Annotated in this window: 8 protein-coding genes; 4 read left to right on the top strand and 4 right to left on the bottom strand. The window is 63.1% G+C overall.

Annotated elements, in window-relative coordinates; all coding sequences use genetic code 11:
* Window positions 1-47 precede the first annotated feature (47 nt).
* Window positions 48-13,046 carry a non-ribosomal peptide synthetase gene (locus ACIOUG_RS08085; protein WP_401064156.1) on the bottom strand — a complete coding sequence of 4,333 codons (12,999 nt, stop codon included), beginning with the start codon at window positions 13,044-13,046 and terminating at the stop codon, window positions 48-50.
* 369 nt (window positions 13,047-13,415) lie between these two features.
* Here ACIOUG_RS08085 and ACIOUG_RS08080 point away from each other — a divergent pair, with 369 nt between their 5' ends.
* Window positions 13,416-13,970, top strand: a complete 555-nt coding sequence (locus ACIOUG_RS08080; protein WP_027613402.1) for an RNA polymerase factor sigma-70 — start codon at window positions 13,416-13,418, stop codon at window positions 13,968-13,970.
* A gap of 134 nt (window positions 13,971-14,104) precedes the next feature.
* Here the strand turns inward: ACIOUG_RS08080 and ACIOUG_RS08075 are convergent, their stop codons facing one another.
* From ACIOUG_RS08075 to ACIOUG_RS08065, 3 genes are all read right to left on the bottom strand, one after another.
* Window positions 14,105-15,118 (bottom strand): GNAT family N-acetyltransferase, encoded by a 1,014-nt coding sequence (locus tag ACIOUG_RS08075; RefSeq protein WP_401064153.1) that lies wholly within the window; start codon window positions 15,116-15,118, stop codon window positions 14,105-14,107.
* Between the two features lie 79 nt (window positions 15,119-15,197).
* Window positions 15,198-15,995, bottom strand: coding sequence for a substrate-binding periplasmic protein (locus ACIOUG_RS08070; protein WP_401064150.1), 798 nt, complete (start codon window positions 15,993-15,995; stop codon window positions 15,198-15,200).
* A 92-nt stretch (window positions 15,996-16,087) separates the two neighbouring features.
* Window positions 16,088-16,711 (bottom strand): TetR/AcrR family transcriptional regulator, encoded by a 624-nt coding sequence (locus ACIOUG_RS08065; protein ID WP_401064148.1) that lies wholly within the window; start codon window positions 16,709-16,711, stop codon window positions 16,088-16,090.
* Window positions 16,712-16,894: 183 nt separating this feature from the next.
* Here ACIOUG_RS08065 and ACIOUG_RS08060 point away from each other — a divergent pair, with 183 nt between their 5' ends.
* From ACIOUG_RS08060 to atuC, 3 genes are read left to right on the top strand one after another with little or no spacing between them, the layout of a single operon-like run.
* On the top strand, window positions 16,895-18,685 hold the full coding sequence (locus ACIOUG_RS08060) for an acyclic terpene utilization AtuA family protein (RefSeq protein WP_401064145.1): 1,791 nt from the start codon (window positions 16,895-16,897) through the stop codon (window positions 18,683-18,685).
* A gap of 12 nt (window positions 18,686-18,697) precedes the next feature.
* Window positions 18,698-19,567 (top strand): SDR family oxidoreductase, encoded by an 870-nt coding sequence (locus ACIOUG_RS08055; RefSeq protein WP_401064143.1) that lies wholly within the window; start codon window positions 18,698-18,700, stop codon window positions 19,565-19,567.
* Between the two features lie 3 nt (window positions 19,568-19,570).
* Window positions 19,571-21,187, top strand: coding sequence for a geranyl-CoA carboxylase subunit beta (gene atuC / locus ACIOUG_RS08050; RefSeq protein WP_401064141.1), 1,617 nt, complete (start codon window positions 19,571-19,573; stop codon window positions 21,185-21,187).
* Window positions 21,188-21,192: the final 5 nt, after the last annotated feature.

Raw genomic sequence — 21,192 nt, 5'->3', positions numbered from 1 at the left:
TGTGGGAGCTGGCTTGCCAGCGAAGGGGCCGTAACAGACGCTGAAGATTACAAACCTTCCAGCTCCGCCATCAGATCATTCAAGCGATCCACCTTCTCCTCGGTCATGTCACTCGCCGCCAGGCCTTCGATGTACTCGGCCAGTTCCTGCACCGTGCTGCACTCGAACATCGCCCGCAGCGGCACATCGCGTTGCAGGGTTTTCTGCACCCGCGAGGCGATCTGCGTGGCCAGCAACGAATGCCCGCCCAGTTCGAAGAAGTTGTCACGCACGCCGACCTTGTCGACCTTGAGCACTTCTGCCCAGATATCGGCCAGGGTCTGCTCCAGTTCGTTGCGCGGGGCCAGGTAGTCCTGGCTCTGCAACTGACCGATCTCCAGCGCCGGCAAGGCCTTGCGGTCGAGTTTGCCGTTGGCGTTGTGCGGCAACTGATCCAGCCACAACCAGTGCAGCGGCACCATGTATTCCGGCAGTTCGCTGCGCAGGCGTTGCTTGATCCGCTCCAGACGTTCGCTCGGGTTGAGCGCCGAATCCGCCGCCACCAGATAGCCGACCAAGTGCTTGCCATTCACACCTTCCTGCACGCCGACCGCCGCATCGCGGACTTCCGGTTGTTCGTGCAGACGCGCTTCGATTTCACCCAGTTCAATGCGGTAACCGCGAATCTTCACCTGATGATCGACCCGGCCGACGTACTCCAGCACCCCGTCACTGCGCCGCCGCGCGAGGTCACCGGTGCGATACAGACGCTCGCCCGGCGCGCCGAACGGGTTCGGCACAAATACCGGCGCGGTGCGCAGCGGATCGCTGACGTAACCGCGACCGACACCGGTCCCGGCAACGCACAACTCACCCACCGCGCCCAACGGCACCAGTTCCAGCGCGCCATCGACCAGGTACAGCAAGTTGTTGTCGGTCGGCGTACCGATCGGCAAGTAACTGCCGCGAGTCGAGGCCAGATCGACGCGGAAGAACGCCACGTCATCGGAGCATTCCGCCGGGCCGTAAGCGTTGACCAGTCCGATGTCCGGGTAACGCAGCAGCCACTGGTGCGCCAGTTCCGGTGGCATCGCTTCACCGGTCGGCAGCATCCAGCGCAGGCCGTCGAGGCTCAGGCGATCAGAAGCGAGCATGCCCTGAATCAGCGACGGCACGCTCTCGAGCACGGTGATGCCCTGCGCCTGTACATGCACCAGCAAGCCTTGCGGATCATGGGCGATGGTATTCGGCACGATGTCTACCCGCGCACCGAACAAAGGCGCGGCGAGGAACTGCCAGACCGAAATGTCGAAGCTTTGCGAGGCGGTCTGCGCGATCACGTCGGCATCCGTCAGTTTCAGGTACGGCACCTTGCTCAACTGGTTGTTGAGCATGCCGCGCTGCTCGACCATCACGCCTTTCGGCAACCCGGTCGAACCCGAGGTGTAGATCACGTACGCCAGGTTGTCCGGACCGCTGTGGATACCGAGGTTTTCCGCGCTAGTCGCAGCAGCCTGAATCTCCTCCCAGACCAACAGCCGTGGACGGTTGGCGCAGCTGAATTCATCGAGCAAGGTCTGTGCCTGTTCGCGGCAGGCTTCGCTGCACACCAGCACCGGCGTGCGGCTCAGCTCGATGATGCGTTGCAGGCGCTGGCTCGGCAGGCCCGGATCCAGCGGCAGGTAGCCGGCACCGGCCTTGAAGCTGCCGATGATCATGCCCAGCAGGTCGAGATTACGCTCGGCCAGCAATGCCACCGGTTGATCCATCTGCACCCCGGCCGCAACCAGTGCATGACCGAGGCGGTTGGCGTTGTGGTTGAGCGCGGCATAGCTCAGTCGCTGATCGAGGCACGTGGCGGCGATGCGCTGCGGATGCGCCGCGACCTGCGCTTCGAACAGCGCCACGTAGCTCTGCTCCAGCGGATAATCGTGGGCGCTCTGATTGCAGCCGTGCAGCAGGAAGTCCTGTTCTTCGGCACCCAAAAGCGGCAGGTCAGCCATGTCGCCGTGGAAACCCTCGACCAGCGCCAGCAGCAAGCGCTTGAACTCGCCGAGCATACGTTCGATGGTCGACTCGTCGAAGTAACGCTGGTCATACGACAGGTGCAGACCGAGGTCATCGCCCGGGTAGCACACCGCCGTCAGCGGGAAGTTGGTATGGGTTCGACCCGAATCCGAAGTCGCATTGAGGCTCTGCGCACGGTCCAGCACCGAGACTTCCACCGGGGCGTTTTCGAACACGAACAGGCTGTCGAACAGCGGCTGGCCTTTCGGCAGTTCGCTCTGCTCCTGGATGTTCACCAGCGGCAGGTATTCGTATTCGCGCAGTTGCATGTTGCTGTCGAGCAGAGCGCTCAGCCACTGCCGCACAGTGGCGCGCTGATCGTCCTCAGGCATTTTCACCCGCAGCGCGATGCTGTTGATGAACAGGCCGACGGTGCGTTGCATCTCCGGCATTTCCACCGGACGCCCGGCCACGGTCACGCCGAACAGCACGTCGCGATCACCGCTCAGGCGGCGCAACACCAAGGCCCACGCGGCTTGCGCAAAGGTGTTGATGGTCAGTTGATGGGCCTGGGCCAGCTCACGCAGACGGGCGCCATCTTCAACATTGAGCCGGGTGTAGCGGTCACCGACGATCATGCCGCCGCTTTCGCCAGCGTGTTCGCGCAGGAACGGTCGGTCGCTCGGGATCGGCGTGGTGCGCTCGAAACCTTGCAGGTTCTGCTGCCACCACTGCCGCGCCTCGGCCAGGCTCTGGCGTTGCAGCCAGCCGATGTAGTCGCGGTAACGCGGCGGCACCGACAACTGTGCTTCGCGACCTTCACCGAGGGCGGTGTAGATCTCGAAGAAATCGTTCATCAGCAGCGAACGGCACCAGGCATCGATGAGGATGTGGTGGTTGCTCATCATGAACCAGTAGCGCGCCGCGCCGACCTTGATCAGGCGCAGGTGGAACGGTGCCTGATTGAGCAGATCGAACCCGGCCTCACGCTCGCTTTTCAGCAGCGCTTGCAGCTTCGGTTCTTGTTCGGCATCGCTGATGGCGCTCCAGTCCAGGTACTCGATCGGCGTGCGCCCCGGGGTGTGGATCACTTGCAGCATGTCTTCGCCGACGTTCCAGCAGAACGACGCACGCAGCGCTTCATGACGGGCGACCACCGCTTGCCAGGCCTGGGCGAAACGCTCGGGATCGAGTTCGCTGTTGATGCGGTAGCGATCCTGCATGTAGTACAGACCGGTGCCCGGTTCGAGCAAGGTATGCAGGAGCATGCCTTCTTGCATCGGCGTCAGCGGGTAGACGTCTTCGATGTGCGCCGCCGGCACCGGCAATGCATCGAGCTGCACCTGAGTCAGATTCGCCAGCGGGAAGTCCGACGGCGTCAGTCCGCCAGCGTCGTCCTGCAGACAATGTGCGATCAGGCTTTGCAGTTCGCCGAGGTAGGCGTCGGCCAGATCGTTGATGGTTTGCGCCTCGTAACGCTCGGCGCTGAAGGTCCAGCGCAGCAGCAGTTCGCCGCCGTACACCTGACTGTCGATGCTCAACTCGTTGGGCAACGGCGCCTGCGGATCGTGGGCCGCACCGACTGGCTCGTCCAACGGACGGAACAGCGCATCGCTGGCGAAACTCTGGTCGAACTGGCCGAGGTAGTTGAAGGTCACCGGGGCATTCGGCAACGCCGCCATGCTGCGCTGGCTGAGGTCATCGGCCAGATAACGCAGCACGCCATAACCGAGGCCTTTGTGCGGTACCGCGCGCAGTTGCTCCTTGATCGCCTTGATCGAAGCGCCCTGCCCGGCGGCCTCTTCGATGTGGTGCGGGGTCAGGCGCAGCGGATAAGCGCTGGTGAACCAGCCGACAGTGCGGGTCAGGTCGATCTCGTCGAACAGGGTTTCGCGGCCGTGGCCTTCCAGTTGAATCAATGCCGACGGCTGCCCGCTCCAACGGCACAGCACACGGGCCAGCGCGGTCAGCAGCAGGTCGTTGACCTGCGTGCGGTAGGCGCGTGGCGTTTGTTGCAGCAGTTGTTGGGTACGCTCGGCATCCAGGCGCACGCTGACGGTTTGCGCGTGACGATTCTGCTGTCCGCCCTGTGGGTTTTCGCACGGCAGCTCAGCGTTCGGCCCGGCCAGTTGCGTTTGCCACCAGTTCAATTCTTCACGCAGCGATTCGCTGCCGGCATAGGCCTGCAAACGTGCGGCCCAGTCTTTGAAGGCGCTGGTTTTCGCCGGCAGTTTCACCGACTGCCCGGCATCGAGTTGGCGGTACACGGTTTGCAGATCGTCGAGCAAGACGCGCCACGACACACCGTCGACTACCAGGTGATGAATCGCAATGAACAGCCGTTGCTGACCCTGCGGACCATCCACCAGCAAGGCACGCAGCAACGGGCCGTTTTCCAGATCAAGACTGCGCTGGGCATCGGCGAACAGCGCGGCGCACTTGTCCATCGCTGCCACCCGCACTTGCCACAAAACGGCGGCGTCGGACACCGGTTGATGCGTTGCCTGCCACTGACCGTCAGCCTGGGTGAAGCGCAGACGCAGGGCGTCATGCTGCTCGATCACCGCCAGCAGCGCTTGCTCCAGACGATGCGGCTCCAGCGCCACGCTCGGCTCCAGCAGCAGTGCCTGGTTCCAGTGCTGACGCTCAGGGATTTCAGTGTCGAAGAACCAGTGCTGGATCGGCGTCATGGCCGACGCACCGACCACCAGCCCCTGCTCGGCGGTGACTTGCTCGCTGCGGCTGGCGACAGCCGCAAGGGTCTGCACCGTCTGATGCTGGAACAGATCCCGCGGGCTGAAATGAATGCCCTGCTGCCGCGCCCGGCTGACCACTTGAATCGACAGGATCGAGTCGCCACCGAGTTCGAAGAAGTTGTCGTTGAGGCCGACCTGTTCGACGTTAAGCACCTCACACCAGATCTGCGCCAGGGTCTGCTCCAGCTCATTGCTCGGGGCAACGTAGTCCTGACGGTTCAACTCCGGATCCGGTGCCGGCAAGGCGCGGCGGTCGAGTTTGCCGTTGGCGGTCAACGGCATGCTCGCCAGCAGGATCAGGTGCGTCGGCACCATGTAATCCGGCAGTTGTGTCTTGAGGTGCGACTTCAGAGCTTCACGCAGTTCGGCCCGTTGCGCTTCGCCTTGCTCGGCGACCTCGCTGACCAGGTAGCCCACCAGTTGCTTGCCGCTCGGCGCGTCCAGCGCCAGCACCACCGCCTCGCGGATCGATTCGTGATCGAGCAGACGGGTTTCGATTTCGCCGAGTTCGATGCGGAAACCGCGAATTTTCACCTGATGGTCGATCCGTCCCAGATACTCCACCAGCCCATCGGCACGCTGGCGCACCAGATCGCCGGTGCGGTACATGCGTCCGCCATCGGCGGCAAACGGGTCGGCCACGAAACGCTCGGCGCTGATCCCCGGACGGTCGTGATAGCCCTGCGCAAGACCGGCACCGCCGACGAACAATTCACCGGTCGCGCCTTGCGGCACCAACGCCAGATCGGCGTCGAGAATGTACGCCACGCGGTCACCGATCACGCTGCCGATCGGCACGCTGCCGGCACCCTCTTCCAGCACCTCTGGCGCCAGACTGGCCAGTGGCATGACCACGGTTTCGGTCGGGCCGTAGGCGTTGAAGAACAGGCTCGGTTTGAACGCGGCGCGAATCCGTTGCAGGTGCTCGCCGGTCAGCGCTTCGCCGCCGGTGATGATCATCCGCACCGGCAGAACCTGATTTTGCGTGGCGAGGAACTGCGCCAACTGGCTGCCATAACTTGGGGTGAAGCCGAGCACATTGATCCGATGGATGCGGATCAACCCGCAGATTTCTTCCGCGTCCCACTGCCCTTGTGCACGCAGCACCACTTGCGCGCCGCTGAGCAGCGGCACCAGCAGACGCTCGGTAGCAGCGTCGAAGTTGATTGAATAGAAGTGCAGTTCGCAGTCGTCCGGGCGCATGCCAAAGCGCTCGATCACCGCCTGGCAATGCATGGCGATTTCACCGTGGGACACCACCACGCCTTTCGGCTTGCCGGTCGAGCCCGAGGTGTAGATCAGGTACGCCTGATGCTGCGGCAGGCTGATGAAGGGCAGCTCAGTGGCCGGGTAATCCGCCAGCGCCGCACTGTCGTCTTCCAGGCACCAGCGGGCCACGCTCGACGGCAAATCGCCCAGCGCGTTGAACATCGCGCGGTCGCTCAGCAGCAGACCGATGCGGCTGTCTTCGATCATGTAATGCAGGCGGTCGAGCGGGTATTCCGGGTCCAGCGGCACGTAAGCGCCGCCCGCCTTGAGGATTGCCAGCAGGCCGACGACCATGTCCAGCGAACGCTCCAGCGCCAGACCGACCCGCACCTGCGGACCGACCCCACGCTCACGCAGGGCCCAGGCCAGACGATTGGCGCGGGCGTCAAGTTCGGCGTAGCTCAGGGTCTGGCCGGCGAAGGTCAGGGCCGGGGCATCTTTGCGCGCCAGCGCCTGTTCGGCGAACAGGTGATGGATGCATTGATCGAGACGACGTTCCCCCGCTTCAACGCCGAGGCTGTCGAGCAACTGCTGTTGCTCAGTCGGGTCGAGCAGCGGCAAATGGCTCAGACGCTGTTGCGGATCGGTGATCAGCGCTTCCAGCAGGTTGCGCCAATGCTTGGCCATGCGCGCAATGGTCGGCTCGTCGAACAGATCGGTGCTATAGGTCAGGCAGCAACCGAGGCGATGGTCGAGGTCGGTGACTTCCAGGTTGAGGTCGAACTTGGTCGCTCGCGCATCGTTGGCCAGGTACTCGACGGTCATCCCGGCGAGCATGCGGCTCTGCTGGAACTCCCAGCGCTGCACGTTGCACATCACCTGGAACAGCGGGTTGTACGCCGCACTGCGCGGTGGTTGCAGCGCTTCAACCAGATGATCGAACGGCAGATCCTGATGCGACTGGCCTTCGATCACGGTGTGGCGTACCTGCTCGAACAATTCGCCGACCGACATCTGCCCGTCGAGCTGGCAACGCAGCACTTGGGTGTTGAGGAACGCGCCGATCAGCCCTTCGCTTTCCGGGCGGATCCGGTTGGCCACCGGCGCGCCGATGCGCAGGTCGGTCTGGCCGCTGTAGCGGTAGAGCAAGGTGGCGAGCGCGGCGGTCATGGTCATGAACAGGGTCAGACCGTTTTGCGCATTGAACGCTCGGACGCGGGCGGCGAGATCGGCGCTCAGGTCGAAACGGAACAGCTCGCCCTGGTGGCTTTGCACCGGCGGACGCGGACGGTCGCCGGGCAATTCCAGCAACGGATGTTCGCGACCGAGTTGCGCGGTCCAGTAGTCGAGTTGGCGCTGACGTTCACCGGACTCCAGCCACTGCCGTTGCCAGACGCTGTAGTCGAGGTACTGCACCGGCAACGCTTCGAGCGGCGAATCGCGCTCATCGACGAACGCTTCGTACAGCGCGCTGAGTTCGCGGGCAAAAATGTCCATCGCCCAGCCTTCGGTGACGATGTGGTGCAGGGTCAGCACAAAGTAGTGTTCGTGCTCGGCGGTCTTCACCAGACAGGCGCGCAGCAGCGGGCCGCTTTCCAGGTCGAACGGCAGATGCGCTTCTGCGTCGGCCAGTTGCTGGACCTGCTGCTCACGCTGCTCGGCCGGCAGTGTCGAGAAGTCCTTCCAACCCATGCGCACGCCAGTCTCGGCATGCACCTGTTGGCGGGCCACGCCATCGACGCTCGGGAACGTGGTGCGCAAGGTTTCGTGGCGCAGGATCAACGCCTGCAGAGCGGCTTCGAAATGTTCGACGTGCAACACGCCGCGCAGGCGCGCCATGCCGCCGACGTTGTACGCCGGGCTGTCCGGCTCCATCTGCCAGAGGAACCACATGCGTTGCTGCGAATAGGACAGCGGCACGGCCTGGCGGCGGTCGACTTTGGCAATCGGCGGCTGTTTGTTGGTCTGGCCGCTGGCCTGGATCAGGCGGATCTGTTCGGCGAAATCACCGAGTTCGCTGTGCTCGAACAAGGCGCGCAACGGCAGCTCGACGTCACAGGCCTGGCGGCTGCGCGAGATGATTTGCGTGGCCAGCAACGAGTGTCCGCCGAGGGCGAAGAAGTCGTCACGCAGACCGACTTGAGGCAGACCCAACACTTCACGCCAGATCGCGGCGATCCGCTGCTCCAGCTCGGTGACCGGTTCAACGTGTTCGCGCACTTGCCACTGCGGCTCAGGCAAGGCACGGCGGTCGAGTTTGCCGCTCGGGCTCAAGGGCATTGCGTCCAGACGCATCAGTTGCGCCGGGACCATGTATTCCGGCAACTCGGCGGCCAGCGCAGTTTTCAGGCGGTCGATCTGCACGTGCTGATCTTCGCTGGCATCGACAGCGGTGAAGTAGCCGATCAGTTGCGCGCCGGCCGCAGTTTCGCGCACCAGCACCACGGCCTGGGCGACGCCGTTTTGCGCCAGCAACCGCGCTTCAATTTCTTCCGGTTCAACGCGGAAGCCGCGCAGTTTGACCTGCTGATCGAGACGCCCGAGGTATTCGATCACGCCGTCAGCGCTCCAGCGCGCCCGGTCACCGGTGCGATACAGGCGTGCGCCCTGCTCGCCCAGTGGATCGACCACAAAGCGCTCGGCCGTCAGCGCCGGGCGACCGAGGTAACCCCGGGCCAGACCGATGCCGCTGATGCACAGTTCACCCGGCACACCGGCCGGCACCGGATTGAGATCGACGTCGAGCACGCGGCAGATCACGTTGCCCAGCGGCCGGCCAATCGGCGAGCGCTCACCATCGGCGCGGGTGCAGTGCCAGTGGGTGACGTTGATCGCGGTTTCGGTCGGGCCGTAACGGTTGTGCAGTTGCACCGCCGGCAGTTGCGCCAGCACGCGGTTGCGCAGCTCCGCCGGCAGCGCTTCACCGCCGGAGAACACTCGGCGCAGGCTGGTGCATTCGGCGCTCAGTGGCTCGTCGATGAACAGCGAAAGCAATGGCGGCACAAAGTGCAGCGTGGTCACGCCATATTCCTGAACCAGTTGGGCGATGCGATGCGGATCGCGGTGTTCACCGGGGCCGGCGATCAGCAGACGCGCGCCAGTGATCAGCGGCCAGAAGCACTCCCACACCGACACGTCGAAACTGATCGGCGCCTTTTGCATCAGCACGTCGGTTTCGTTCAGGCGGTAGCTGTGCTGCATCCACTGCAACCGTTCGGCCAATGCAGCATGGGTGTTGCCGACGCCTTTCGGTTGGCCGGTGGAGCCGGAGGTGTAAATCACGTAGGCGAGGTTGTCACCGTGCAAGTGCAGACCCGGTGCCTGGCTCGGCCAGTTTTCCAGGTGCAGCGCGTCCATGGCGATCACGCTGACGCCGGCGCTGGCCGGCAGCCGGTCGAGCAAGGCGGTCTGAGTCAGCAGCAATTCGACGCCGCTGTCGCTGAGCATGTAGGCCAGACGTTCGGCCGGGTAATCCGGGTCCAGCGGCACGTACGCGCCACCCGCCTTGATGATCGCCAGCAGGCCGATCAGCAGTTGCGGCGAACGCTCGGCAGCAATTGCCACGCACACATCCGGGCCGACGCCCTTGTCGCGCAGATAGTGCGCGAGGCGGTTGGCCTGGGCGTGCAATTCGGCGAAGTCGAGACTGCCGCCGTCCCACACCAGCGCGGTGCGTTCCGGGGTCTGCCGCGCCTGTTCGTTGAGCAGTTCCGGCAGCCATTGTTGAGCCGGGGTGCACGGGGCGATGCTCCATGCCTGCTGCTGTTCGTGCTCGCACGGAGTCAACATTGGCAGGTCGCCGATCGCCTGTTGCGGCTGTTCGCACACGGCGCGCAGCAGATTACTGAAGTGTTCGGCCAGACGCTCGATGGTCGCTGCGTCGAACAGCTCATCGGTGTAGTCGAAGGACAAGGTCAGGCGTCCGTTGCGATCTTCTTCGCTGTGCAGTTGCAGGTCGAACTTGGCTTCGCGGCTGTGCCACGGCAACTCTTCGGCGAGCAGACCCGGCAGGCGCTTGAGCGCACTCAAGTCGCGCTGCTGATGGTTGAACATGACTTGGAACAGACCCTGCTCGCGGGCCTGCGGGAAGGCTTCGAGCATCTGTTCGAACGGCAGATCCTGATGGCCCTGCGCACCCAGTGCAGCCTCGCGGGTCTGCGCCAGCAAGTCGACAAATGACAGCCGCGAATCAACCTCGGCACGCAGCACCTGAGTGTTGATGAAGAAGCCGATCAGGCCCTGGGTTTCCAGGCGCGGACGGTTGGCGTTGGGGATGCCGATGCGGATATCGCGCTGACCACTGTAGCGGTGCAGCAGGCTCTGGAAGGCCGAGAGCAACAGCATGAACGGCGTCGATTGATGCGCCTGCGCAGTCTGCTTGATCGCCTCGCTGAGGCTGACGCCGAGGCGTACGCTGTGGCGCGCGGCGCTGTGCAATTGCTTGGCCGAGCGCGGATGATCAGTGGCCAGTTCCAGCACCGGATGCTCGTCGCCCAGTCGGGCTTTCCAGTACGCCAGTTGCCGCTCGCCCTCACCCTGCGCCAGCCATTGGCGCTGCCAGCTGCCGTAGTCGGCGTATTGAGTCGGCAGTGGCGCGAGTTCGGCGCGCTGGCCTTGAGAGGCGGCGGCGTACAGGCGCGAGAACTCGTCGATCAGCACGTTCAGCGACCAGCCGTCGGCAATGATGTGGTGCAGCGTCACCAGAAGCTGATGATCTTCGTCGTCGAGACGCACCAGCGTCACCCACAGCAGCGGGCCTTTTTCCAGGTCGAACTGGGTGCGCGCTTCGTCCTCGCGGATCTGTTGCGCGCGGGCTTCACGTTCGTGCGCCGGCAGGTCGCTGATGTCGATCAGTTGCAGGTTGAACTCGGGCGCGACGTCGACTTGTTGCAGCGCGACGCCGTCGCGTTCGAAGAAGCGCGTGCGCAGCGATTCGTGGCGTTCGATCAGTTGCTGGAAGCTCGCACGCAATGCGTCTTCGTCCAGCTCGCCGCGCAGACGCAAGGCGCCGGGAATGTTGTAGGCGCTGCTTTGCGGGTCGAGTTGCCAGGTGATCCACAGACGGTTCTGTGCCAGCGATTGCGGCAGTGCTTCGCTGCGCGACAAGGTGTTGATTTCGCCTTGAGCGCTACCGCCGTCCTGTTGCTGCTGCGCCACGGCGGCGGCGAAGGCGGACAGGGTCGGCGCTTCGAACAACAGGCGCAGGTTCAGCTCCAGCGCCAGTTCTTCACGCACTCGAGCGATCACTTGGGTGGCGGCAATCGAGTTGCCACCGAGTAGGAAGAAGTGGTCGTCGGCACCGACCTGTTTGACGTTGAGCTGTTCGGCCCAGATCTTGCCGATCAGCGCTTCCAGTTCGGAAGCTGCCAGGGTCGATGCGGTACTTTGCACCTCGGCAGACGGGAATACCGCGTAGCTGTCGAGGCTGCCATCGGCCAGACGATTGCGGCACGCCGAGCGTTGCAGCTTGCCGCTGGACGTCTTCGGCAACGCGCCGGGGTTGAGCAGCACCACCACGCTTGGCGCTTCCTGACAGGCCTCGGCCACCGCTTGGCGAATGGCTTTGATCAGCGCTTGCGGCGGCAGGATTTTTTGCACGCTGCGGCTGATTTCCGCCGCAATGCCAATGCCTTCTTCACCGTCCTGAGTGACCGCAAATGCCGCGACGCGACCTTTGCGCACCACTTCCACTTCACGCTCGACGGTTTGCTCGATGTCCTGCGGATACAGGTTGTGGCCACGCACGATCAGCATGTCTTTCAGGCGCCCGGTGATGAACAGTTCACCGTCGCGGATGAAGCCCAAGTCGCCAGTGCGCAACCAGGTGCGGCCGGCGTGCTGGACAAAAGTCTTGGCACTGGCCTCGGGATTGCGCCAGTAGCCGTGGGCGATGCTCGGGCCAGCGGCCCAGACTTCACCGACGAGGTTGTCAGCCAGTTCGTTTAGCGTTACCGGATCGACGATCAGCACCGCATGTTCCGGCTGGCTGATGCCGCAACTCATGATCGGACTGCCGGCGCCCGGCTCGGCGCGATTTTGCGCCAGCGCCTGATCATCGACGCGCAGCGCAGGAATGCCGGTGCCACGCGGTGTGCCGGCAACAAACAGGGTCGCCTCGGCCAGACCATAGGAGGCCATGAAGCTGTCTTCACTGAAACCGCACGGGGTGAACTTCTCGGCGAAGCGTTCAAGGGTGTCGAGACGGATCGGTTCGGAGCCCGAATAGGCCACGCGCCAGCGGCTCAGGTCGAGGCGTTCCAGTGCCGATTCGCTGACCCGTTCACTGCACAGGCGGTAGGCGAAATCCGGCCCGCCACTGATGGTGCCGCCGTATTGGCTGATCGCCTCGAGCCAGCGCAACGGGCGACCGAGGAAGTACGCCGGTGACATCAGGATGCACGGCACGCCGCTGAAAATCGGCTGCAGTAATCCGCCGATCAGACCCATATCGTGGTACAGCGGCAGCCAGCTGACGATCACGTCGTCGGGGTTCACGTCGATGCCGAAACCGTGGCGGATCAGCAGCTCGTTGGCCACCAGATTGCCGTGGCTGACCTGCACGCCTTTGGGCAGTGCGGTAGAGCCGGAGGTGTATTGCAGGAAGGCGATGTGGTCTTGCGGCAGGGCCGGTTCAATCCAGTTCTCGGCCATTGCGCTGTCGAGCGTATCGACGCACAGCAACGGCGGCGCGCCTTCGATTTGCTGCAACGCGTCGCGCAGATCGGCACTGGTCAGCAGCAGACGCGGTTCGGCGTCGGCAATGATCGACAGCAGGCGTTCCTGGTGATGACGGCGGGCGGACTCCGGCGGATAGGCCGGCACCGCGATCACCCCGGCATACAGGCAGCCGAAGAATGCCGCGACGTAATCCGCACCGCTGGGAAACAGCAGCACCGCGCGGTCGCCGAATTCAGCCTGGGCCTGCAACGCGGCAGCAATGGTGCGCGCGCGCTGATCGAGTTCGCGATAACTGAGCACCACGCCCTGCTCCTCGGTTTCTGCGAGAAAACGCAGGGCCAACTGATCCGGCGTCAGGGCCGCGCGGCGCTGGAGGGCTTGGACCAGGGTGCTGGGGAGTTCGAACGCGTCGGTCATGAGGTTTCCTGCCTGAATTCGGCTTGCTAGTGGAATCGGGTTGCTGCGTTACGCCGGTCGAGGGCGTACAGGGCGTGGTCTGTGCCGACCGCGCAAGGCTTGGGAATGCTGTCTGGCCGGGGTCATGCACCCGGAACCATTCACCAATGAGAACGGATGACCTCTGGAAATAATTAGTCGGCAGGCCGGAACGCCAACAGGAGCAAGGGTGTGGCGGTGTGTCGCAGTTCTCGCTACGCACCTTTACGGAGCATTACTTCTCTTTCTCAATTGACAATCATTATCATTCAACATAATTTGTCGCTCGATGTGTAGGACGGCCCCGTCCCCCAGGCGTCCCACTAACCTATTGGCAGCAAGGTGATTTCCATGACGGAACAAGTATCCACAAGCAGGTGCGATTCACCGCTACTTCAGGCCTTTGTCGACAATCGACTGATTCTGGTGAAGATTGCAGCCCGCATTACCGGCTGCCGTTCGCGCGCCGAAGACGTGGTCCAGGATGCATTCTTCCGCCTGCAGTCGGCCCCACCGATCACGTCGTCGATCAAGGCGCAATTGAGCTACCTGTTTCAGATCGTGCGTAACCTGGCCATCGACCACTACCGCAAACAGGCGCTGGAGCAGAAATACTCAGGCCCCGAAGAGGAAGGGTTGAATGTGGTCATTCAGGGCGCTTCGCCGGAAACTTCGCACATCAATTTCTCGACGCTGGAACATATCGCCGACGCGCTGACCGAACTGCCCAGCCGCACCCGCTATGCCTTCGAGATGTACCGTCTGCACGGCGTGCCGCAAAAGGACATCGCCAAGGAACTCGGCGTCTCGCCGACCCTGGTCAACTTCATGATTCGTGATGCGCTGGTGCACTGCCGCAAGGTGTCGGGCAGTCGTGGGGATGCGGCGTCGATGGGTCGTCGCTAAGCCCTGAATTCGGCGTCAAGCCATTCGCGAGCAAGCCCGCTCCCACATTTGACCGGCGTACACAGGTCGATGTGGGAGCGGGCTTGCTCGCGAAGGCAGACTTGAGACCGCAATAGATCCCAGGCCTTGTCACCTCAGGCCAACTTGCACCGATCAAAAAACCGCTCACGCCCCAGAATCATCAACGCCGCACGCTTATGCGGGAAGTCGAATTCCTTCTCGCAGTGGAAGCACTGATTCTGCATGTGGCCAATCATCTTCGCGTTATCGGCACGCGGTTCGGCAACCACGCGCTGAGTGCGTGGATCATCCAGAAACAGGTAGTGCACCAGGGCCGACAACCAGCTCGCGACCTTGTGCGGGCCACGGTGATTTTCCTCTCCCACCAGCATGTGAATGCCACGGTCGTAATTGTCGGCATCGTAGAACGGCGCGATACGATCTTCCTTGGCCCAGTAGGCTTCGAAGTAGGCGAACGGCTGATCGTCGAAACACCCGATCAGCGTCAGGGTATGCGGATCGGCGTCGAGCTTGCTCAGGTATTCGCGATGCTGCTCAAGGCTGCCCTCCTCCTGCCAGAAACTGGCGACTCGCGGGCTGTTCTGCCAGCGATTGAAGCGCGCCAGATCCTCCTCGATTTCCACCGTGCGCAAGGAAATCCACGCCCCCAGACGCGCATCGAAACGCCGATAGACTTCACCGCGCGGTTTCACCGGGCGCAGCGGGTGGCGCTTGCCGTTGCTGATCACCATCTGCTGCGGGTAGCTGCCGCTCAGCGATGTACCGAGCCATGGCTGCGGCAGTTGCCAGAACAGGGTGCGCTCGCAACGGTATTCGCCGGCCACTTCGGTGCTGACCAGCAGACCGCTGAGCAAGGCTGCGGTGGGTGGCTGATCCAGTTGCCAGCGCAATTGCTGGCGCGCCGGGTCACGGGCGAACAGCCAATAACAGGCGGCCCACAGCGCCGGGCCGGGCGGTAAAGCGAAACGTTCGTCGAGCTGGATCGGACCGTTGCCGTCACGATCCAGACGCAGGCGAATCAGCGGTTGCCCGTCCAGGCTCAGGCTCAGACGGCTTTCAGTTGCATCGGCTACCAGTTGGCTGCCCGAAGGCAAGGCCAGGGCAGTCAGGTCATTCAGATTGGACATGGGTCGGGCTCACGATAATCGTCGACAGTTCAACGATGGGACGTGAGCCGAAAGAGGAAATTTAGCCACCGGGGTGAAATCAGTGTTGCGGTACCGGTACCAGAGCGATCTTGTACGGTTCGAAAATCTTCAGCATCTGCCCGTTGTCCCGCAGCCCCTGCAACAATTTGCCAAACGCCTCGCCGGTGATCGGCGCGGCCGGGCGCAGAATGGAGTAGTGGTGATAAACCTGATCGATGCGCTGCGACACCAGCAACTTGTCGGCCACCTTTTCGTTGCGTTTCAGGTAGTCGAACAGGTAGGAGCGCGTGACCAAGGCAATGTCGGCGCGCCCACGCAGGACCATCAGCAGGTTGCTGTCATGGGAATAGGTCAACGTGGCGTTGAACGTATCCGCAAGGAACTTGGGGTCGGCGTTGAAATTGGCGAACTCGTAGTGGTAACCGCTGTACAGCGCCAGTCGCTTGCCCTTGAGGTCCGAGAAGTAATCCTGCTGGCGACCCTCTTCGCGTTGCGCGACGAAAATCTCGGCATCCTCCAGGCCCATATCGACCGTGGTGTGTGGAATGTCCTTCCAGCCCCAGTCCGGGTTCTCGAAAATCGCCATGTCGGTGCGCCCTTCCTTCAGGTCACCGAATCGCCGAGGAATGGAGGTCGGAACAAGTTCAAACTGATAGTCGCTCTGCAGGCTGTTCAACGCAGCGACCAGTTCCGGCAACAGCCCGGTGTCAGCACCGTTTTCCGGACGTATGGTGTAAGGCGGAAAATGCGCCGCGCCCACCCGAACCAGTTGCGCTGCCTGCGCGGGCAACACCGAAAATACCGCCAGCGCTACGAGCAAAAGCCCCGCGGTCGTCCGAATTGGCGAAGACTTCAAAACACCCCACTCCCCGAAAAAATACCGATCAATGCATTCAAGCTAGGCGGTTTCGCCCAGTTAGCCAGTTTCCCGGCCGGTTAGACAGTGGGTTACCGCTCTTCGAGCACCAGAATCAGCGCTTCATCGGCCAACTGATCGAGGCTCAGACTGCCGCCGGCACGGAACCAGGTGGTGGTCCAGGACAGCGCGCCGGTGAGAAAACGTCGGGTAACGAATACATCGCCACGAATGAACCCGGCGTCCTTGGCTTCGCCCAGGACCTGCAGCCAGATTTCTTCGTAGACATCGCGCAGGGCCAGCACCTGGGCCTGCCCCTCTTCGGACAACGAGCGCCATTCGTAGACCAGCACCGCCATGGCTTCGCCGCTGCCGCCCATGATCGACTGCAACTCGCAGCGGATCAGCGCCAGCACCCGCTCGCGCACATTGGTGGCTTCGGCCAGCGCGGCGCGCATCAGCGCGGTGTTGTAGCGGATGGTCTCTTCCATCACCGCCCGGAGGATTTCATCCTTGCTTTTGAAGTGATGAAAAATGCTCCCGGACTGAATCCCCACCGCCCCGGCCAGATCGCGCACGGTGGTGCGCTCATAACCTTTGTTGCGGAACAGGTGAGCCGCCACTTGCAGCAGTTTGCCGCGGGCGCTGTCAGGGTCGGTCAACTGGCCCTGGTCGACCAGTTCGCGCATGACCCTCAGGGCTTTTTGCTCGTCCACCCGTTCTCTCCTACAGTCGATCAGTCTGTTGCCCCCTGAACACGCAGGGTTGCGCGCAATTTAAGCCGCGGACCGCGACCAAGCAAGCGCTTGGGCAGAAGATATTTCAGCTGTTTACAAACCAAGCGCTTGCTTGGTAGCCTCCAGACACTTCTGTCGCAGGTTCCTGAGTCGGAGATAAAAATGCCAACCACCGTCCGTATTGGATGCGCCAGCGCATTCTGGGGAGACACCTCGACCGCCGCCGCACAACTTGTGGCCGGCGGGCAGCTGGATTATCTGGTGTTCGATTACCTCGCCGAGATCACCCTGTCGATCATGGCCGGCGCCCGCATGAAGGACCCGCAGGCCGGGTTCGCCGGGGACTTCGTCGAAGTGCTCGCCCCGCTGCTGCCGCAACTGGCTGAGCAGAAGATCCGCGTGATCAGCAATGCCGGCGGGATCAATCCGAAAGCCTGTGCCGCCGCCCTGCAAGCCGCCTGCGACAAGGCCGGGATCAGTCTGAAAATCGCCGTGCTGCTCGGCGATGACCTGCAACCGCAATTCAAACAACTCGCCACCCAGGGCATCCACGAAATGTTCAACGGCGCGCCGCTGCCGCCGATGTGCGTGTCGACCAACGCCTACCTCGGCGCCCCGGGCATCGTCGAGGCTCTGCGTCTGGGCGCCGACATCGTCATCACCGGGCGCGTGGTCGACAGCGCGGTGGTCAGCGCGGCGCTGGTGCATGAATTCGGTTGGGCGTGGCACGACTACGACAAACTGGCCCAGGCCGCGCTGGCCGGGCACATCATCGAATGCGGCGCGCAATGCACCGGCGGCAATTTCACCGACTGGCGCGACGTGCCGGACTACGAACACATCGGCTTCCCCATCGTTGAAGTCAGCGCAGACGGCCAGTTCATCGTCAGCAAACCCGAAGGCTCCGGCGGGCTGGTGACACCGCTGACCGTTGGCGAGCAGATGCTCTATGAAATCGGTGATCCGCAGGCCTATCTGTTGCCGGATGTGGTCTGCGATTTCACTCAAGTCAAACTGCAGCAACAGGGCAAAAACGCTGTGCATGTCCACGGTGCCAAAGGCCTGCCGCCCAGCGATAAATACAAGGTCAGTGCGACCTGGCCAGACGGCTTCCGCTGCACCGCCAGTTGCCTGATCGCCGGCATCGATGCAGTGGACAAGGCGCGACGTGTCAGTCAGGCGATCATCGCCAAGACCTCGGAAATGTTCAGCCAACGCGGCTGGCCAGCGTACAGCGAAGTCGACATCGAACTGCTCGGCAGCGAAGCCACCTACGGCCCGCACGGCCAGCGTCGTGACAGCCGCGAGGTGGTGATCAAACTCGCGGTGCGCCATCCGCTGAAACCGGCGCTGATCCTGTTCTCCCGGGAAATCGCCCAGGCCGCCACCGGCATGGCGCCGGGGCTGACCGGCATCGTCGGCGGACGGCCGACGGTGTACCCGCTGATCCGTCTGTTCTCGTTTCTGATTGAAAAAACTGCCTGCAACCTGCAAGTCGACATGGCCGGTGAACAGCACCCGTGCGCCCTGCCCGCACAGACGCCACTCGACAGCCACGACCTGCCAACCCCCGACCAGCCACCGAAACCCCAGGGCCGCGCCGACGCCAGCGTACCGTTGGTAAAACTGGCGGTGGCGCGCTCCGGTGACAAGGGCAACCACAGCAACATCGGCGTGCTGCCGCGTCGACCGGAATACCTGCCGTGGATCGCCGAAGCGCTGACCCCGGCGGTGATTGTCGACTGGATGAGTCACGTGCTCGACCCGATCCATGGCCGGGTCGAACGCTGGTACCTGCCCGGCACCCACAGCCTGAACTTCCTGCTGGAAAACGCCCTCGGTGGTGGCGGTGTCGCCAGCCTGCGCATCGACCCACAGGGCAAGGCGTTCGCCCAGCAGTTGCTGGAAATCCAGATCCCGGTGCCGCAGAGCATCGCCGAACAGCTCGACTAGAGGATTCGCGTCATGGCTTATGAGTCAATTTTTCGTGCCGACCTGTTCAGCGGCCAGACCATCATCGTCACCGGTGGCGGTAGCGGCATCGGCCGTTGCACCGCGCATGAACTGGCGGCGCTCGGGGCCAATGTGCTGCTGGTCGGGCGCAAGCCGGAAAAACTGCAAAAGGTCGCCGCTGAAATCACCGAAGACGGTGGCCGCGCGCATTGGAAAGCCTGCGACATCCGTGACGAGGACGCGGTGAAACAACTGATCACCGAGTTGATCGCCGAACACGGGCCGATTCACGGTCTGGTCAACAATGCCGGCGGCCAGTACCCGTCGCCACTGGCCTCGATCAATCAGAAAGGCTTCGAAACCGTACTGCGGACCAATCTGGTCGGCGGCTTTCTGATGGCCCGGGAAGTGTTCAACCAGTCGATGAGCAAGCACGGCGGCAACATCGTCAACATGCTCGCCGACATGTGGGGCGGCATGCCCGGCATGGGCCACTCCGGCGCCGCACGTTCGGGGATGGACAACTTCACCAAGACCGCCGCGTTCGAATGGGGTTACGCCGGGGTGCGGGTCAATGCGGTGGCGCCGGGCTGGATCGCGTCCAGCGGCATGGACACTTATGAAGGCGCGTTCAAAGCGGTGATCCCGACCCTGCGCGAACACGTACCGCTCAAGCGTATCGGCACCGAATCGGAGGTCAGCGCGGCGATCGTTTTTCTGCTCAGCCCGGCGGCGGCGTTCATCAGCGGCAGCACCTTGAAAATCGACGGTGCGGCCAGCCTCGGCAACCGCGCGTGGCCGCTGCACAAGGCGAGTCACAGTGAATCGTTCAACGGTTTCCATCGGGCGTACCTGCCCGACGTCCTCAAGGACAAGGAGTAAGCCATGCCGCAGATCCAGTCCCAGCTCGACCCGCGCAGTGAGACCTTCGCCCGCAATCAGACGGCGATGCTCACGGCCATCGAGCACGTCCAGCAACTGGAACAGAACCTGTTGAACAAGGCTGACGAAGCCAAGACCAAATTCGACAAGCGTGGACAACTGCTTCCCCGTGAACGCCTGAACCTGTTGCTCGACCCCGGCGCGCCGTTCCTCGAACTGGCGAGTCTGGCCGGCTACAAATTGCACGACGACAAGGATGGCAGCGCCGCCGGCGGTGGGCTGATCGCCGGCATCGGTTACGTGTCCGGCATACGGGCGATGGTGGTGGCCAACAACAGCGCGATCAAGGGCGGCACCATTTCCCCCACCGGCCTGAAAAAATCCCTGCGCCTGCAACAGATCGCCCAGGAAAACAAACTGCCGGTGATCACTCTGGCCGAAAGCGGCGGCGCCAACCTCAACTATGCCGCGGAGATTTTCGTCGAGGGTGCGCGCAGTTTTGCCAATCAGGCGCGGATGTCAGCCATGGGCCTGCCGCAGATCACCGTGGTGCACGGCTCGGCCACCGCGGGTGGCGCCTATCAACCGGGGCTGTCGGATTACGTGGTGGTGGTGCGCGGCAAGGCCAAGCTGTTTCTTGCCGGGCCGCCGCTGCTCAAAGCCGCGACGGGCGAGGTCGCCACCGATGAAGAACTGGGCGGCGCCGAGATGCACGCACAGGTTGCCGGCACCGCCGAGTACCTGGCCGAGAACGATGCCGATGGCGTGCGCCTGGTGCGCGAGATCCTGCGCATGCTGCCGTGGAACGAACAACTGCCGTGGCTGCCGGAGCCACAATACAAGGCGCCGCTGTACCCGATCGACGAACTGCTCGGACTGATCCCCGACGACCCGAAAAAGCCCTACGACGTGCGCGAAATCATCGCGCGAATTGCCGATGAATCGGAGTTCCTTGAATTCAAGGGCGAGTTCGACCAGCAGACCGTTTGCGGCCAGTTGAAAATCCACGGTCGCGCCTGCGGTTTGATTGGCAACAACGGCCCGATCACCCCCGCCGGGGCGAGCAAGGCCGCGCAGTTCATTCAGCTGTGCGACCAGAGTCAGACGCCGCTGCTGTTTTTCCATAACACCACCGGGTTCATGGTCGGCACCGAATCCGAGCAGCAAGGCGTGATCAAACACGGTTCGAAACTGATTCAAGCGGTGGCCAATGCGCGAGTGCCTAAACTGACGATTGTCGTCGGTGGCTCCTACGGTGCCGGCAATTATGCGATGTGCGGGCGGGGTCTCGATCCACGCTTCATTTTCGCCTGGCCCAACAGCCGCACCGCGGTGATGGGCGGCGCGCAGGCCGGCAAGGTATTGCGCATCGTCACCGAGGCCAAACAGCTCAAGGATGGCTTGGTGCCGGATCCGAAAATGCTCGACATGCTCGAACAGGTCACCGCGCAGAAGCTCGACAGCCAGTCCACCGCGCTCTACGGCAGCGCCAACCTGTGGGACGACGGCCTGATCGACCCACGCGATACCCGCACCCTGCTCGGTTACCTGCTGGATATCTGCCACGAAGCCGACATCCGCACGCTGCAACCCAACAGCTTCGGCGTCAGCCGCTTCTGACCGCC

It is taken from the genome of Pseudomonas sp. NPDC087803 (genome assembly GCF_044742995.1).
Lineage (GTDB): Bacteria > Pseudomonadota > Gammaproteobacteria > Pseudomonadales > Pseudomonadaceae > Aquipseudomonas.
This window is presented reverse-complemented; position numbering and strand designations above follow the sequence as displayed.

Bases quoted from the DNA above. Each gene is read 5' to 3' on its own strand.
- ACIOUG_RS08080 (WP_027613402.1), top strand. From the start codon at position 13,416: ATGACGGAACAAGTATCCACAAGCAGGTGCGATTCACCGCTACTTCAG.
- ACIOUG_RS08060 (WP_401064145.1), top strand. From the start codon at position 16,895: ATGCCAACCACCGTCCGTATTGGATGCGCCAGCGCATTCTGGGGAGAC.
- ACIOUG_RS08085 (WP_401064156.1), bottom strand. From the start codon at position 13,046: ATGACCGACGCGTTCGAACTCCCCAGCACCCTGGTCCAAGCCCTCCAG.
- atuC (WP_401064141.1), top strand. From the start codon at position 19,571: ATGCCGCAGATCCAGTCCCAGCTCGACCCGCGCAGTGAGACCTTCGCC.
- ACIOUG_RS08075 (WP_401064153.1), bottom strand. From the start codon at position 15,118: ATGTCCAATCTGAATGACCTGACTGCCCTGGCCTTGCCTTCGGGCAGC.
- ACIOUG_RS08055 (WP_401064143.1), top strand. From the start codon at position 18,698: ATGGCTTATGAGTCAATTTTTCGTGCCGACCTGTTCAGCGGCCAGACC.